At 60.6% G+C, this 15410-nt stretch carries 14 protein-coding genes; 5 read left to right on the forward strand and 9 right to left on the reverse strand.

Annotated elements, in window-relative coordinates:
- Positions 1 to 3: 3 nt before the first annotated feature.
- The 4 genes from QQJ86_RS15835 to QQJ86_RS15850 form a co-directional block, all read right to left on the reverse strand.
- On the reverse strand, positions 4 to 495 hold the full coding sequence (locus QQJ86_RS15835) for a regulatory protein RecX (protein ID WP_284321932.1): 492 nt from the start codon (positions 493 to 495) through the stop codon (positions 4 to 6).
- Positions 496 to 667: 172 nt separating this feature from the next.
- Positions 668 to 1297 (reverse strand): short chain dehydrogenase, encoded by a 630-nt coding sequence (locus QQJ86_RS15840; RefSeq protein ID WP_284321933.1) that lies wholly within the window; start codon positions 1295 to 1297, stop codon positions 668 to 670.
- A 2-nt stretch (positions 1298 to 1299) separates the two neighbouring features.
- Positions 1300 to 2337 carry a recombinase RecA gene (gene recA, locus QQJ86_RS15845; RefSeq protein WP_284321999.1) on the reverse strand — a complete coding sequence of 346 codons (1038 nt, stop codon included), beginning with the start codon at positions 2335 to 2337 and terminating at the stop codon, positions 1300 to 1302.
- Positions 2338 to 2468: 131 nt separating this feature from the next.
- Positions 2469 to 2978 carry a CinA family protein gene (locus QQJ86_RS15850; RefSeq protein ID WP_284321934.1) on the reverse strand — a complete coding sequence of 170 codons (510 nt, stop codon included), beginning with the start codon at positions 2976 to 2978 and terminating at the stop codon, positions 2469 to 2471.
- A 68-nt stretch (positions 2979 to 3046) separates the two neighbouring features.
- On the opposite strand from QQJ86_RS15850, the gene mutS reads away from it, so the two are divergent.
- Entirely contained in the window at positions 3047 to 5623 is a 2577-nt protein-coding gene (gene mutS / locus QQJ86_RS15855) for a DNA mismatch repair protein MutS (RefSeq protein WP_284321935.1), read from the forward strand.
- A 39-nt stretch (positions 5624 to 5662) separates the two neighbouring features.
- Here mutS and QQJ86_RS15860 read toward each other — a convergent pair whose 3' ends face one another.
- Positions 5663 to 6292: a glutathione S-transferase family protein gene (locus tag QQJ86_RS15860; protein WP_284321936.1), complete on the reverse strand. Its 630-nt coding sequence runs from the start codon at positions 6290 to 6292 to the stop codon at positions 5663 to 5665.
- A gap of 128 nt (positions 6293 to 6420) precedes the next feature.
- Between QQJ86_RS15860 and QQJ86_RS15865 the strand changes: the two genes are divergently transcribed.
- Both QQJ86_RS15865 and katG read left to right on the forward strand, forming a co-directional pair.
- Entirely contained in the window at positions 6421 to 7020 is a 600-nt protein-coding gene (locus tag QQJ86_RS15865; RefSeq protein ID WP_284321937.1) for a TetR/AcrR family transcriptional regulator, read from the forward strand.
- Positions 7021 to 7236: 216 nt separating this feature from the next.
- Positions 7237 to 9447: a catalase/peroxidase HPI gene (katG, locus tag QQJ86_RS15870; RefSeq protein ID WP_284321938.1), complete on the forward strand. Its 2211-nt coding sequence runs from the start codon at positions 7237 to 7239 to the stop codon at positions 9445 to 9447.
- A gap of 95 nt (positions 9448 to 9542) precedes the next feature.
- Here katG and QQJ86_RS15875 read toward each other — a convergent pair whose 3' ends face one another.
- Positions 9543 to 10100, reverse strand: a complete 558-nt coding sequence (locus QQJ86_RS15875; protein ID WP_284321939.1) for a response regulator — start codon at positions 10098 to 10100, stop codon at positions 9543 to 9545.
- A gap of 102 nt (positions 10101 to 10202) precedes the next feature.
- A complete protein-coding gene (locus QQJ86_RS15880; protein WP_284321940.1) occupies positions 10203 to 10607 on the reverse strand; it encodes an RNA-binding S4 domain-containing protein in 405 nt (134 codons plus the stop codon).
- A gap of 86 nt (positions 10608 to 10693) precedes the next feature.
- Here QQJ86_RS15880 and QQJ86_RS15885 point away from each other — a divergent pair, with 86 nt between their 5' ends.
- Complete coding sequence (locus tag QQJ86_RS15885) at positions 10694 to 11305, forward strand: trimeric intracellular cation channel family protein (protein ID WP_284321941.1); 612 nt, start codon at positions 10694 to 10696, stop codon at positions 11303 to 11305.
- A 136-nt stretch (positions 11306 to 11441) separates the two neighbouring features.
- Here the strand turns inward: QQJ86_RS15885 and htpG are convergent, their stop codons facing one another.
- A complete protein-coding gene (htpG, locus tag QQJ86_RS15890; RefSeq protein ID WP_284321942.1) occupies positions 11442 to 13310 on the reverse strand; it encodes a molecular chaperone HtpG in 1869 nt (622 codons plus the stop codon).
- Between the two features lie 192 nt (positions 13311 to 13502).
- Complete coding sequence (htpX, locus tag QQJ86_RS15895) at positions 13503 to 14396, reverse strand: protease HtpX (protein ID WP_284321943.1); 894 nt, start codon at positions 14394 to 14396, stop codon at positions 13503 to 13505.
- 142 nt (positions 14397 to 14538) lie between these two features.
- On the opposite strand from htpX, the gene gluQRS reads away from it, so the two are divergent.
- On the forward strand, positions 14539 to 15405 hold the full coding sequence (gene gluQRS, locus QQJ86_RS15900) for a tRNA glutamyl-Q(34) synthetase GluQRS (protein WP_284321944.1): 867 nt from the start codon (positions 14539 to 14541) through the stop codon (positions 15403 to 15405).
- The last annotated feature ends 5 nt before the right edge of the window (positions 15406 to 15410 follow it).

Consider the following 15410-nt stretch of genomic DNA (forward strand, 5'->3'; position numbering starts at 1 on the left):
GCCTCAGGGGTTTTCGTCAGAGGTATCGTCCACTTCAGCGTGGGTAACATCCCGTACTGTGGCGGCGGGAAAGCCTCGGCGCAAGAGGAATTGGGCACGGCGCGCGCGTTCGGCGGGGTCTGTCGTGCCTTGAGCGCCATAGCGGCGCCGCAGTTGAGCAGCGGCGGATTCGGCCCAGTCGATCTCGGCAGCATCAAGTAGGCCGCGAATACGCGCATCCGACAGACCATGGCTTTTCAGTTCTGCACGCAGGCGCATGGGACCGTAGCCCTGGGCAGAGCGATTGCGGATCAGGGCTTCGGCGAAGCGCTCGTCGTCCTGATAGTGCTGCTCGCCCAGACGGTCGAGCGCGTCCCCGGCTTCGTCGCGGGCATAGCCGTTGCGGTCGAGTTTCTGACGCAGTTCTTTGCGGGAGTGTTCGCGACGTGCAAGCAAGCCCAGCGCCTTGTTGTAGGCGCTGGGCTTATTCGTATTGGAATCGTTGCGCTTCCTCATGCACTTGCCTGATGAAGCCCCTCTCCCTGCGGGAGAGGGGTTGGGGTGAGGGTTCGAGCGGAGCGCTGTAACAACATCCCACGCAAGATAGAATGTTTACGCTCTGATCGCACCCTCATCCGCCCTTCGGGCACCTTCTCCCGAAGGGAGAAGGCTCACTGAAGTGATGCTCTCAATAAACCTTGTACACCTGTCCCGTCTGCGCTCCTTCCACGCTGCGGCTGAACGCCAGTGCTGCACGCGCAGCGCTGACAGGTTCAAAGCCACGGAAGAACGGCGCATAGGCCGGCATCGCCTCAGTCAGCACATTGGGACTGACTACGTTGATGCGCAATCCGCGCGGAAGCTCGATCGCCGCGGCACGCACGAACGCTTCCACCGCACCATTGACCAGGCTGGCGGAACTGCCCGCCACGATCGGCTGCTCGGAAAGAATGCCGGTGGTGAGCGTGATCGAACCACCGTCGCGCAAGTAATCTCGCGCGGCGAGGGCGAGATTGACCTGCCCCAGCAGCTTGTCGGCGATACCCAAGGTATGCAGCGACTCACCATAAGGCGCTGGCTTGAAATCCACCAACGGCGCGAAGGTGACGTTGCCCGCGGCGCTGACCACCGCATCCAGTTCACCCGCCTGTTTCAAGGCGCTCTGAATGCTTTGTACGTCGGTGAGATCGATGCGGATGCTGCCGGAGTTGCGTCCGGCAGCGATCACTTCATGACGCTGGTTGAGCTCGGCTTCCACCGCGCCACCCAGCGTGCCCGAAGCGCCAACGAGCAAAATGCGTAGACGTCGCTCGCTCATCCTCAGGCTTCTTCCATCGCTTCTTCGGAAGCAGCCGGTGCAGCGCCACCGCCGCTCACCAGCAGACGTGCGCGCAACTCACGATCGATCTCGTTGGCGATCTGCGGATTGTCCCTGAGGAACTGGCGCACGTTTTCCTTGCCCTGGCCGATGCGATCACCCTTGTAGCTGTACCACGCACCGGATTTGTCGATGAGGCTCTGCGCTACGCCCAGTTCGATGATCTCGCCTTCGCGCGAGCTGCCCTCACCGTAGAGGATTTCGAACTCGGCCTGGCGGAACGGCGGTGCAACTTTGTTTTTCACCACCTTCACGCGCGTTTCCGAGCCGATCACTTCCTCGCCCTTCTTCACCGCACCAATACGACGGATGTCCAGGCGCACGGACGCGTAGAACTTCAGCGCGTTACCGCCGGTAGTGGTTTCGGGGTTGCCGAACATCACGCCGATCTTCATGCGGATCTGGTTGATGAAGATCACCAAGCAGTTGGATTTCTTGATGTTGGCCGTGAGCTTGCGCAGCGCCTGACTCATCAGTCGGGCGTGCAGACCCACATGGGAGTCGCCCATTTCGCCCTCGATTTCCGCCTTGGGTGTGAGCGCGGCGACAGAGTCGACCACCACCACATCCACCGCGCCGGAGCGCACCAGCATGTCGGCGATTTCCAGCGCCTGCTCACCGGTGTCGGGCTGTGAAACCAGCAGATCGTCGATGTTCACGCCCAGCTTCTGCGCGTAGATGGGATCGAGCGCGTGCTCGGCGTCGACGAAGGCTGCGGTGCCGCCGTTCTTCTGGCAGTTGGCGATCACCTGCAGCGTGAGCGTGGTTTTACCTGAGGATTCCGGACCGTAAATCTCGACCACGCGACCGCGCGGCAAGCCGCCGACACCCAGCGCGATGTCCAATCCCAGCGAGCCGGTGGAGACAGTGTCGATGTTGTCGTCGGTACGATCGCCCAGGCGCATCACCGCGCCCTTGCCGAATTGCTTCTCGATCTGGCCGAGGGCCGAAGCGAGCGCTTTGCGCTTGTTGTCATCCATCGTCTTGGTTCCGGTCGTGTTCGTAGTCATGGCGGTCATGATGCCCGGTCTTAGTCTCACGGGCTGGGATGCGGGAGAGGTGGATCTGAGTATCCCACATCGGTCAACACGGAAAGCTGGTCAATTTCTACTCAGTCCGTCAGCGTCGCCAGCACGCCTTCGAGGGCTGCCGCCACCGTCTGTCGCCTCACGGCTTCGCGATCACCCGCGAAATGAAACAGCTGGGCGCGTGCCGCACCACCGCGCCGCCGCCAGCCAATCCACACTGTGCCGACGGGCTTCTCCGGCGTGCCACCTGTAGGCCCGGCGATGCCGGTGACTGCCACCGCCACGTCAGCATGCAGGCGATCCAGCGCGCCAGACACCATCTCCAACACCGTCTCCTCGCTCACTGCACCGCTGCGCTCGAGCGTTTCTCTGCGCACGCCGAGCAGCGACATCTTGGCTTCGTTGCTGTAGCTCACTACGCCCGCCTCGAACCAAGCGGAACTGCCCGACAGATCGGTCAACGTCTTGGCGATCCAACCGCCAGTGCAGGATTCAGCAGCGGCCAGCATCAGCCTATGCTGCTGCATCGCAGCCGCAATGCGCGTAGCTAGCGCGCCCAACTGGACGTCAGTAGGAACCGACAACAACTCCATGCGAAACTCCGCGTCTTGCAAACGCCCCGTTTTACTCGCCTTACTCTACGACGCCAAGACTCGACCGCATGAATCAGGACGAACTTTCACTGCACACCCCTTTGATGCGCCAATACCTTGCGGCCAAAGCCGCGCATCCGGACGTGTTGCTGTTCTTCCGCATGGGCGATTTCTACGAGCTGTTCTATGACGACGCGCGCAAGGCGGCGCGTTTGCTGGACATTACGCTCACGCAGCGGGGGCAGTCCGCGGGACAGCCGATTCCGATGGCGGGCGTGCCATATCACGCCGTCGAGAACTATCTGGCCAAGCTGGTGCGGCTCGGCGAATCCGTGGCGATCTGCGAGCAGATCGGTGATCCGGCGTTGGCGAAAGGACCGGTCGAACGCAAAGTGGTGCGCATCGTCACGCCAGGTACGGTGACGGATGCAGCACTGCTTGAAGAACGCCGCGACAACTTGCTGCTGGCGATCGCAGCCGGCGCAAACGGTAGTTACGGCCTTGCGTGGGTGGATCTTTCCAGCGGACGTTTTTTGTTGAGCGAAGTGCCGAATGCGGAAGCGCTCGCCGCAGAACTGGCACGCCTGCAGCCGGCGGAAACGCTGGCTGGTGAAGACGTCGCTTGGCCGAAACTGGTCAGCACTCTGCCCGGTCTGCGCAAGCGCCCGCCGTGGCATTTCGACAGCGATGCAGCACGGCGCGAGCTCAATCGTTTTTTCGGCACACGTGATCTTTCGGGCTTCGGCGTCGACAATCTGCCGCTTGCGATCGCCGCCGCCGGCTGCTTGCTCGGCTATGTGGAAGAAACGCAGAAGAGCGCGCTGCCGCATCTTTCCGGCATGGCCGTGGAAAGCGCCAGCGAAACCATCGCGCTGGATGCCGCAACGCGCCGCAATCTGGAACTGGATACGCATCCAAGCGGACGCGTCGAACACACCCTGCTCGGCGTGCTGGATGAAACCGTAACGCCGATGGGCGCGCGCCTGATGCGTCGTTGGCTCAATCGTCCGCTGCGTTCGCGCGATACGTTGCGTCGTCGGCACCAGGCGATCGGTGCGTTGATCGAAACGCGATGCCATGAAACCTTGCGCGAGCAGTTGCGGGGCATCGGTGATCTGGAACGCATCCTTGCGCGCGTGGCGTTGCGCTCTGCTCGTCCACGCGACCTGTCCACGCTGCGCGATGGTTTGGCCGCCGCACCGGTTTTGCGTGAATCCATCGCCTCGTTGGACAGCCCGCTGCTGCACGATCTGGTCGACGGTATCGGCGATCACGCTGCCACAGCCGATCTTCTGAAGCGGTACATCGTCGAACAACCACCGGTGTTGCTGCGCGACGGCGGCATCATCGCCGACGGCTATGACGCCGAGCTGGACGAACTTCGCCGTCTCGCCACGCACGCCGATCAATACTTGGTGGAATTGGAAGAGCGCGAAAAAGCCGCCAGCGGCATTCCCACGCTGAAGGTCGGCTACAACCGAGTACACGGTTATTACATCGAAATCAGCAAGGCGCAGTCGGACAAGGCACCCACGCATTACACGCGCCGGCAAACCACCAAAAACGCCGAACGCTACATCACCGAAGAACTGAAAACCTTCGAAGACAAAGTGCTCTCCGCCAAGGAACGCTCGCTGATGCGCGAGCGCGCCTTGTACGAAGCCCTACTCGACACGCTCACCGAACAGCTCGAGCCGCTCAAGCACGCCGCCGCCTCCATGGCCGAGCTGGATGTGCTGTGCACGCTGGCCGAACGCGCCGAAGCTCTGGACTGGAGTGCGCCAGAGCTTACCGATGAACCCGGCCTTCGGATCGAACGCGGCCGCCATCCCGTCGTAGAAAAAGTGCGCGAGGAGCCGTTCGAGCCGAACGATTTGACGCTCGATGAGCATCGCCGCATGCTGGTGATCACCGGCCCGAACATGGGCGGTAAATCGACATATATGCGCCAGAACGCGTTGATCGTGTTGCTGGCGCATATCGGCAGTTACGTACCCGCCTCACGCACGGTGATCGGCCCGATCGATCGCATCTTCACCCGCATCGGTGCCGGCGACGATCTTTCGCGTGGCCAATCCACCTTCATGGTGGAAATGAGCGAGACAGCGAACATTCTGCACAACGCCACGCCGCAAAGCCTGGTGTTGATGGATGAAGTGGGACGCGGCACCAGTACTTACGACGGTTTGGCGCTCGCGCGCGCCGCCGCCGTGCATCTGGCTGCGAACAGCAAGGCTTACACGTTGTTCGCCACGCATTATTTTGAGCTGACTGAACTCGCTGCCGAATACGCCAGCATTGCCAACGTACACCTGGATGCCGTCGAATACGGCGACCAGCTAGTGTTTATGCACGCGGTGAAGGAAGGCCCGGCCAATCGCAGCTTCGGCCTGCAAGTGGCCGCGCTGGCGGGCCTGCCGAAATCGGTGATTGCCGATGCGCGCAAAACGCTGGCTCAGCTGGAAAATGGCATGCATGCGCATGTTGCCAAGCCATCGCTTCAGCACGAGCCGTCACCACAACTGGGTTTGTTTGCACCGCCCGAACCTTCCGCGGCCGAACGTGCGCTTAAGGACGTCGATCCTGATGCGCTGACGCCACGCGAAGCGTTGGAGGTTCTGTATCGACTGAAGGCTTTGGTGTGACTACACCGCGCCAAATAGGCGCGGCGTAGTCGAAACTGCTCAGGCCGCAGCCGGCAGCGGTGCCGGGAACGGTTCGCGCCATGCAGGCAACGTCATCAACTGATTGTGCCAGCGAGCAATGTTGGCGAACCCATCAACCGGCAGGCGTGCCTCCTTGGTCCACGGCAACAGTACGCCTACGCCGAAATCCGCAATGCTCAGCTTGTCGCCGACCAGATAGTCATGCTGCGCCAAATGCGCATCGAGCACCGTCGCAAAGCGCTTGTAGAACCCGGTGGCTTCGTCCACGGCGGCCGTGTTGACATCACCCAGACCTAAGAATGGCTTGACGTGATGCTCGAAATACAGCGTGCCGCCGTGGCGCGAGAAATGGGCGATATCCCATGACAGCCACCGCAGCACTTCGACTTGGCTGGCGGCGTCGCTGGGCCACAGATCGGAGCCAGCCTTCACCGCCAAATGCGCCATGATCGCGGTGCTCTCCCATAAATGTATGTCGCCATCTATCAGCAGCGGTACCTTGCCGTTGGGGTTCAATGCCAGGAACTCGGGCTTGCGGTGCTCACCTCGGCTCAGATCCACCCGGACATATTCCACCGGTGAGCCGAGATATTTCGCCACTGCGCACGCCTTGCGCGGGTTCATGGTCTCTGCGTAGTACAGCTTCATGATCACTGTCTCCTTGGGGGTGTGGGGAAGTAAGCACCGGGAAGTTTGTCAGTACCCTACATATGTTCAAGAACATATTTTGTTTCCAGAGTAGGCTCTCCTCGTTCCGGCCAACCTCCCCCAGAGCCATGCCTTTTACCGCCGAACACAAGCAGAAGACCCGCCAGCGCATCGTCGAATGCGCGCGTGAACTGTTCAATCGCCGTGGCTTCGAGGAAGTCTCCATCGATGAAATCATGCGGCGAGCTGGCCTCACTCGCGGCGGTTTCTACAACCATTTCAAAACCAAAGAAGAACTGTTCGCCGAAGCGGTCTCGGCTTATCTGCATTTCAATCCGGCCGAGCGCTGGGACGACATACGATTCGACCCTGCTGCTTGCGGTGTTGCGATGGGGCGTCAGTTCGTGGAGGCCTACTTGTCCACGGCCCACCTGGAAGATGTCGAAGGCCAATGTCCGATGATCGCACTGCCTTCCGACGCCGCGCGCGCAGGGCCTCGCGTGCGATATGCCTACCGCTGCTTGTTCGAGCATATGGCCACCATGCTGGCTAGCTGCATGGATGGCGAAGGCAACGACAACGCCCGCGAGCGCAGTTTGGCGATTACTGCTCTCTGCGTGGGCGGCATGGTGCTGGCACGCACCATCGACGACCCCTCGTTCGCCGACGAGGTGCGGCGTGCAGCACGTGCGATGGCGCTGGAGCTGATCGGCTCGTCCGCCGACTGAAACGTTCTTTCCACGGCAACATGTTCGTCACCGCGCGTTCACCGCCGCGGTGATGAATAGCGCTTCGGCCTTCATCGGATGCTGGCATTTTTAGCCATAGCTCACGCCTATGGAATGCATCAGAACAATTCAATTCCCGCGAAGTACATGTGCGCGTAGATTGAACTGGAAGCCAGCCGACGCCAGCCACTCTTCCTAGCAAAAAGGAATTCAGCCATGAGCAAAGACCCTCAAATATCGACCACTGCTTCGGGTGCATCGAAATGCCCGTTCAACCACGCCGGTAACGGTGGTCCGACCAACCGGGATTGGTGGCCGAACCAGTTGAATCTGAAGATCCTGCACCAGCACTCCTCCTTGTCCGACCCAATGGGTAAGGATTTCAATTACACCGAGGCGTTCAACGGACTCGACTACGATGCGCTGAAGAAAGATCTGCATGCGCTGATGACCGACTCGCAGGACTGGTGGCCGGCAGACTTCGGTCATTACGGCCCCTTGTTCATTCGCATGGCGTGGCACAGCGCCGGCACATACCGCACCGGTGATGGCCGCGGAGGCGCCGGTGCTGGTCAGCAACGTTTCGCCCCGCTCAACAGTTGGCCGGACAACGTCAATCTGGACAAAGCACGCCGACTGCTCTGGCCGATCAAGCAGAAGTACGGCGACAAGATTTCCTGGGCCGACCTGATGATTCTCAGCGGTAACGTCGCGCTGGAATCGATGGGCTTCAAGACATTTGGTTTCGGCGGTGGCCGCCCGGATGTATGGGAGCCGGAAGAAGACGTCAATTGGGGCTCCGAAACGACATGGCTTGACGACAAGCGCTACTCCGGCGACCGGCAGCTCGACAATCCACTCGCTGCTGTGCAGATGGGTTTGATCTACGTGAACCCGGAAGGCCCGAACGGCAACCCTGATCCACTCGCCGCAGCCAAGGACATCCGCGAGACGTTCGGGCGCATGGCCATGAATGACGAAGAGACCGTGGCCCTGATTGCCGGCGGCCATACCTTCGGCAAAACCCATGGCGCAGGTCCGGCATCGCATGTAGGCGCGGAACCGGAAGCGGCGGGCATCGAAGCACAAGGCCTGGGCTGGAAGAGCAGCTTCGGCAGCGGCAAAGGTGGCGATGCCATCGGCAGCGGCCTGGAAGTCACCTGGACCAGCACGCCGACCAAGTGGAGCAACAACTTCTTCTCGAACCTGTTCGACTATGAGTGGGAACTGACGAAGAGCCCGGCTGGTGCGCATCAATGGACGCCAAAGGGCGGCGCAGGCGCCAGCACGGTGCCGGATGCGCATGACCGCGCCAAGCGTCATGCACCTTCGATGCTGACCACCGACCTCTCCCTGCGCTTCGACCCGACGTACGAAAAAATTTCGCGGCGATTCCTCGAAAATCCGGACCAGTTCGCCGACGCCTTCGCTCGTGCATGGTTCAAGCTGACGCACCGTGACATGGGACCGCGCGCACGTTATCTGGGCCCTGAAGTGCCAGCTGAAGCGTTGATCTGGCAAGACCCAATCCCCGCGATCGATCACAAACTGGTTGATGCGCAGGATATCGCCGCGCTCAAAACCAAGATCCTGGCTTCGGGCTTGTCCGTTTCTCAACTGGTCTCAACCGCCTGGGCGTCGGCATCCACCTTCCGCGGCTCCGACAAGCGCGGTGGTGCGAACGGTGCGCGCATTCGCCTTGCTCCGCAAAAGGACTGGGCGGCCAACCAGCCTGAGCAATTGGCGAAAGTGCTGAACACGCTCGAAGGGATCCAGCAGGCATTCAACAGTGCGCAGTCCGGCGGGAAGAAGATTTCACTCGCCGATTTGATTGTTCTGGCTGGCAGCGCGGGTGTCGAACAGGCTGCGCGGAATGCGGGTGTGGTCGTGACGGTACCATTCACGCCAGGCCGCATGGATGCCTCGCTGGAGCAGACCGACATGGAATCCTTCGCCGTGCTCGAACCGGTTGCGGACGGCTTTCGCAATTACCTCAAGGGCAAGTACAGCGTGCCGGCCGAAGTGTTCCTGGTGGACAAAGCGCAATTGCTGACGCTGAGCGCCCCCGAGATGACCGTACTGGTTGGCGGCATGCGCGCTCTGAATACCAACGTTGGCGGCGGCAAGCACGGCGTCTTCACCAAGCGGCCGGAAGCGTTGACCAACGACTTCTTCGTCAACTTGCTCGACATGGGAACAGAGTGGAAGGCGGCCTCAGACGACCAGGACGTGTTTGAAGGACGCGACCGCAAGACCGGCGACATCAAGTGGACCGGTACGCGTGCCGACCTTGTCTTCGGTTCGAATTCGCAGCTTCGTGCCTTGGCCGAAGTCTATGGAAGTTCGGATGCACAGCAGAAGTTTGTCCGCGATTTCGTGGCGGCATGGACCAAGGTGATGAACCTCGATCGCTTCGATCTCGCGTAATCGCAAAGAGGAATGCAGGAAAAAAAGCGCCGCAGCGTCACCACGCTGCGGCGTTTCCGTCTGAAGTCAGGCGGTTTACCGAGGGGTAGAAAAATTTATGCAGCCATACCCGAGATCGTGCTGCGAAGTTCATCGTACGGAGTGGCCGCAGCGGCTGCAGGCACGGTGACGGCTGGCATCGGCACACGCACAGGCAACCGTTCGGCGCGAACCAGTTGATCGATGGAGCGCTGCACTTCGCGCTGACCGAAAGGCTTTTTGATGAAATCATCCGCACCGAAGCGCTGCACGTAGAACTGCTCGGTCGCCTGCTGGTTGCCGCTGATCATCACGATGGGGATGTGCTGGGTAAGCGGATCGTGGCGCAAGGTGCGCAGCACGGAAAAACCATTCACGCCCGGCAGCACGATGTCGAGAAAAATCAATTCGGGCTGCTCGGCTTTGGCCAGTTCGATCGCGCTTTCGCCGTCGACGGCCTTCTGCACCGCATAGCCTTCCTGGCCAAGCATTTTGCCTAGCACTGCACGGATGGTCGGGGAATCGTCCACCACCAAGGTGCGCAGGCCTGCGGCTGCTTGCAGCAGATTTGCCTGCTGCGAGTTATCCGTCGCTTGGCCGCCCAACAACCGTTTGAAGAAGTCGATTCCGCTCATGTGTTTCCCCCTTATATCCCCAGTTCGCAGCACCCTCTCCGGGGCTACCTGCTTTTGCAAGGATATTCACGCACTTCCAGATGGATTTCTGAGATGTGCTGCTCAGGGAAAATCTTTAAGCCGTCGCAATTCTCGACGTTCCTGCTTGTTGGGGCGGGTTGGAGGGCGGTTTAGACCCGCCCCGCTCAGGCGCCGCTGCTCCCGGGCCTGTTCGCGCGCCAGCCGGCTTGCTTCGCTTTCACAGTAGAGCGCCTGTGCCACGGGGGCCGGCCCGCGCTGCTCCGAAAGCGCCAGGATTTCCAGCTCCAGTCGCTCCTCGCCGCGGGTCAGGCGCACTCGATCGCCCACGTGCAGCGCCTTGGAAGCCTTGCATCCGGCGCCGTTCACATCGACCTTGCCGCCGTCGATGGCCTGCTTGGCCAGGCTGCGCGTTTTGTAAATGCGCGCGGCCCAGAGCCAGACATCGGCGCGTACTTCGTTGAGCGGTTCGTGGGCTGCGTGTTTCATCGTGGCATTATCGGCGGCGACGCATGGTAAGTGGGAACGCGGGCAAGCCGCCGCAAGCCTGGCGAACGAGCTGATGGGGAATCCGCATGCTGCTTTATCTGCTGGATCTGATCGGGGTGGCGGTATTTGCCGTGAGCGGTGTGCTGGTCGCCGCGCGTTCGAACATGGATCTGCTCGGCGGCCTGGCGCTGGCCGCATTGACTGCGATCGGTGGCGGCACCTTACGTGACGTACTGCTCAATCGCCATCCGATTTTCTGGGTGCGGGATGCGCGCTATCTGCTGGTGATTCTGGTCGCCTCTGCGCTGACGATGGTCTATATCGCATTCTTTCCACCACCGGGTCATGGCTTCTTGATTGCGGATGCCTTGGGTTTGGCGCTGTTTGCGATCAGCGGAGCGCAGATTGCGGAAGCTGCGAAATTGTCGTGGTTGATCGTAGTGCTGATGGGGACGATGACCGGCACCGCAGGGGGCATGCTGCGCGATGTGATGACTGCGCGGGTGCCTTTGATCTTTCAGCAGGATCTCTATGCGACGGCGGCGATTGCCGGAATCCTCGCGTATTTGGTTTTACAGAAGCTCGGTGCACCACGTGGCATTGCTATAAGCGTGGGCGTGGTGGTGATCCTTTTGATGCGTTTGCTGGCAGTTGTGTGGGGGATGCACTTGCCTCGTTTGCATGTCGCTGCCACGTAGGTTGCGGTGCAAACCCTAACATCGCCATGTATGCGAGTTCGCTAGGTTGGGTTTGCACCCCAATCTACATGTCCTTCGCAAGATTGGCCCTCACCCTAATCCTCTCCCCGGAGGGGAGAGGGAAATCAGGATGCGCTCAACCAAGCAGTACGCGATTCAAGCGCTGCACGAACGCGGCCGGATCGGGCAACTGCGCACCCGCCGTAATCTCCGCCTGTTCCAGCAGCAGATTGGCCAGGTCCTTCGCCTTGCTCTCATCGCTTTCCGCTTCCACGCGCTTGAGCAATGCATGCTGCGGATTGATCTCTAGCGTCGGCTTGTTGGAGGGCATGTCATGCCCAGCCTCACGCAACAGGCGCGCCAGATGCGGTGCCATTTCATAATCGGATAGCGCCAGGCACGACGGCGAATCCGTAAGGCGCGCGGATACCTTCACATCGCCCACGCGATCACCCAGCAGATCCTTGAGCTTCTTCAGCAACGGCTCGGCGGCTTTACTCGCTTCTTCCTGCTGTTTCTTCGCTTCCTCGTCCAATGGGAATTCACCCTTGGCGACGTTGCGCAGCTTCTTGCCAGCGTATTCGTTCAAGCTGCCCAGCATCCATTCGTCGATACGATCGGACATCAGCAGCACTTCGATGTCCTTGGCCTTGAACGCTTCCAACTGCGGACTGCCCGCTGCAGCGGCATGGCTGTCGGCGGTGATGTACCAGATGGTGTCCTGGCTCACCGGCATGCGGGTGATGTAATCATCCAACGACACGGATTGCGCACTACCCTCGCCCTTGGTGGAAGCAAAGCGCAGTAGCTTGGCGATGCGCTCGCGGTTGGCATGGTCTTCCACGATGCCTTCCTTGAGCGTGTTGCCGAACGCCTTGTAGAAGGTCTGGAACTTCTCTGGCTCGTCCTTAGCCAGTTTTTCGATCAGGTCGAGCACGCGCTTCACGCAAGCGGCCTTGATGCGCTCGAGCTGGCGGTTCTTCTGCAGGATTTCGCGGCTTACGTTAAGCGGAAGATCATCGGCATCCACCACGCCACGCACGAAGCGCAGGTAGTTCGGCAGCAGCTCTTCGGCCGCATCCATGATGAAGACGCGCTTGATGTACAGCTTCAGTCCCTTGCGCTCGTCGCGGCCGCCCATCATCAATTCAAACGGCGGTTGCGAGGGAAGGTAGAGCAGCGTGATGTAGCTCTGATTGCCTTCGACGCGGTTGTGCGTCCAAGCCAGGGCATCGTTGAAATCGTGGCCCAGCGACTTGTAGAAACTCTGGTAATCCTCGTCGCTGATCTCGCTCTTGGGCTTCGTCCACAAGGCCGAGGCGGCGTTGATGGTTTCCCATTCGTCGCTGGGCTTGTCGTCTTTCTCCACCGGCATGCGGATCGGGAACGCAACGTGGTCGGAGTAGCGCGTGATCAGCGAACGCAATTCCCAGCGCTTGAGGAACTCGTCCTCATCGGCTTTCAGGTGCAACACAATTGCGGTGCCACGCTCGGGCAGTTCCACCTGTTCCAGCGAATATTCGCCTTTGCCGTCGCTTTCCCACTTTACGCCTTCGCTAGTCGGCAGGCCGGCACGACGACTGAGTACGGTGACCTTGTCCGCCACGACGAAAGCCGAGTAGAAGCCGACGCCGAACTGGCCGATCAGGCGCGCGTCACTTTTCTGCTCAGTGCTCATCGCTTCCAGAAAGCGGCGAGTGCCGGAGCTGGCAATGGTGCCGATGTTGGCGACAATTTCATCGCGGCTCATGCCCACGCCATTGTCACGCACGGTAATGGTGCGCTTATCGGCATCCCAACTTACGTCGATGTGCAGCTCGATATCGCCGGTGAGCAGCTCCGGCTTGGCGATGGATTCGAAACGGAGCTTGTCGCAAGCATCCGAGGCGTTGGAGATCAGCTCGCGCAGGAAAATTTCCTTGTGCGAGTACAACGAATGCGTCACCAGATGCAGTACCTGGGCGACTTCGGCTTCGAATTTGCGGGTTTCGGTTGTGGTGGTCATGGTGTCGTCGAAAGTTGTCAGGCAATGAAAAAAACTTAAGCCCATCTTCCCTCTGGGGAGAGGGGTGGAGGGGTGAGGGGACAAGGCTTGCCCCAGACTTCAACAGGGCCACGCTTCGAATCTGGCGATGCCGCTAGATTCGCCCCTCACCCTACCCTCTCCCCGGAGGGGAGAGGGGGAAATCCATATGCATCACATCTGCTGCTTTTGCAGCGCCGCGATGCGCTCTTCCAGCGGCGGATGGCTCATGAACAGGCGTTGCAGGCCTTGCGCCAGCGGGCCAGAAATGCCGAAGGCAGCCATCGTCTTCGGCAATGTGCTTTCACCATGGTTGAGCTGCAAGCGCTGCAGTGCGGAGATCATGGCACCACGACCGGCAAGCTTGGCACCTGCCGCATCGGCGTGGAATTCGCGCCAGCGTGAAAAAGCCATCACGATCATCGACGCAAACAGACCGAACACCAGCTGCAGCACCATCACCGATACGAAGTAGCCAATGCCGCCACCTTCGCGATTGTCACGACCACCCGAAAGCCAGCTGTCGACCAGGCGACCGACGATGCGCGCAGCCAGGATCACCAGTGTATTGAGCACGCCCTGGATCAAGGTCAGCGTAACCATGTCGCCGTTGGCGACGTGACCCACTTCATGACCGAGCACCGCGGCGATCTGCTCGCGGTCCATCTGCTGCAGCAAGCCGGTGCTTACGGCGACCAGCGCATGGTTCTTGCTCATGCCGGTGGCGAAGGCGTTCATTTCCGGCGCGTCGTAGACCGCCACTTCAGGCATGCCGATGCCGGCGTTCTGCGCATGGCGCCGCACGGTATCGACCAACCAGCGCTCGGCTTCGTTCTGCGGCTGCTCGATCACGCGCGCGCCGGTGCTCATCTTCGCCATCCACTTGGACATGGCCAGCGAGATGAAGGCACCGCCCATGCCGAACACCGCGGCGTAGACAAGCAGCCCGCCCATGCCGCCGTAACCACGCGCGGCCGCCCATTGGTCGATGCCAAACAGATGGCAGACGATGCTGAGCAGTAGCAGGACAGCGATGTTGGTAAGCAGGAAAAGTGCGATGCGGCGCATAGTCGTCCTTAAAGGGTCGCTCCGAAGGGAAGCAATAGTAAACCGGAGCTAGAGATTCGGGTGAAATGGAAGCATTTCAAGGGTTAAGCGCACGTAGCGCCCCTGACATCGGCCACCCGGTCAGCTTACGTAGAATGACGCGATGAACTATCGCGGACGCTTCGCTCCCTCCCCTACGGGTCTCCTGCATGCAGGCTCCCTGGTCGCCGCCGTGGGCAGTTGGCTGTGCGCGCGCCATGCGAATGGACGCTGGCTGGTGCGGATGGAAGACATCGACCCGCCGCGAGAAGTGCCGGGCTCAGCGGCGGCCATCCTTAGCGCCCTGCCCGGCTTCGGAATGACGGCCGATGAACCCGCTATCTATCAATCATCCCGTATCGCCGCCTACGACGCGGCGTTCGAGCAATTGAGGGAGGCCGAGCTGGTATTTCCCTGCTGGTGCAGCCGCAGCGATCTGGCCGCAACGGGAGGCATTCATCGCGATGGCCATTGCATCGCGCCTCCTGACCTCCATCGCGCACCAGCCTGGCGCATCCGTGTGCCCGATGAATGCATTGCCTTCTTCGACGAGCTGCAAGGGTCGCAACAACAGCGGCTGCGGGAAGTCGTGGGCGATTTCGTGATCCGCCGTGTCGAAGGTTTCTATTCCTACCAGCTTGCCTGCGTGGTGGACGATGCATGGCAGGGCATCACCCAGGTCGTGCGCGGCAGCGATCTCCTGGATTCCACGCCACGACAGATCTGGCTGCAACGCTGCCTGGGTTTGCCAACGCCGGGTTACCTGCATCTGCCGTTGGTGCTGGACAGTGATGGCCGCAAATTATCGAAGTCCGAACGCTCGCAGGAAATCGATCCCTCCAACCCGATGCATGCACTGCGTCGCGCACTCTCGTTTTTGGGCATAGCTCCCGATGAAACAGCCGTCTATCCGCTGGAATTGCTGGAAGTCGCACTCCGGCAATTCGATCCGCATCAGTTGACGCAATGCAGCGATCATCGGGTCGCTTAACCCTG

Source organism: Dyella acidisoli, from assembly GCF_030160295.1.
Lineage (GTDB): Bacteria > Pseudomonadota > Gammaproteobacteria > Xanthomonadales > Rhodanobacteraceae > Dyella_B > Dyella_B acidisoli.

Excerpts from the sequence above, each read along its gene's own strand:
- QQJ86_RS15835 (WP_284321932.1), bottom strand. The coding sequence starts at position 495 with ATGAGGAAGCGCAACGATTCCAATACGAATAAGCCCAGCGCCTACAAC.
- QQJ86_RS15840 (WP_284321933.1), bottom strand. The coding sequence starts at position 1,297 with ATGAGCGAGCGACGTCTACGCATTTTGCTCGTTGGCGCTTCGGGCACG.
- recA (WP_284321999.1), bottom strand. The coding sequence starts at position 2,337 with ATGGATGACAACAAGCGCAAAGCGCTCGCTTCGGCCCTCGGCCAGATC.
- QQJ86_RS15850 (WP_284321934.1), bottom strand. The coding sequence starts at position 2,978 with ATGGAGTTGTTGTCGGTTCCTACTGACGTCCAGTTGGGCGCGCTAGCT.
- mutS (WP_284321935.1), top strand. The coding sequence starts at position 3,047 with ATGAATCAGGACGAACTTTCACTGCACACCCCTTTGATGCGCCAATAC.
- QQJ86_RS15860 (WP_284321936.1), bottom strand. The coding sequence starts at position 6,292 with ATGAAGCTGTACTACGCAGAGACCATGAACCCGCGCAAGGCGTGCGCA.
- QQJ86_RS15865 (WP_284321937.1), top strand. The coding sequence starts at position 6,421 with ATGCCTTTTACCGCCGAACACAAGCAGAAGACCCGCCAGCGCATCGTC.
- katG (WP_284321938.1), top strand. The coding sequence starts at position 7,237 with ATGAGCAAAGACCCTCAAATATCGACCACTGCTTCGGGTGCATCGAAA.
- QQJ86_RS15875 (WP_284321939.1), bottom strand. The coding sequence starts at position 10,100 with ATGAGCGGAATCGACTTCTTCAAACGGTTGTTGGGCGGCCAAGCGACG.
- QQJ86_RS15880 (WP_284321940.1), bottom strand. The coding sequence starts at position 10,607 with ATGAAACACGCAGCCCACGAACCGCTCAACGAAGTACGCGCCGATGTC.
- QQJ86_RS15885 (WP_284321941.1), top strand. The coding sequence starts at position 10,694 with ATGCTGCTTTATCTGCTGGATCTGATCGGGGTGGCGGTATTTGCCGTG.
- htpG (WP_284321942.1), bottom strand. The coding sequence starts at position 13,310 with ATGACCACCACAACCGAAACCCGCAAATTCGAAGCCGAAGTCGCCCAG.
- htpX (WP_284321943.1), bottom strand. The coding sequence starts at position 14,396 with ATGCGCCGCATCGCACTTTTCCTGCTTACCAACATCGCTGTCCTGCTA.
- gluQRS (WP_284321944.1), top strand. The coding sequence starts at position 14,539 with ATGAACTATCGCGGACGCTTCGCTCCCTCCCCTACGGGTCTCCTGCAT.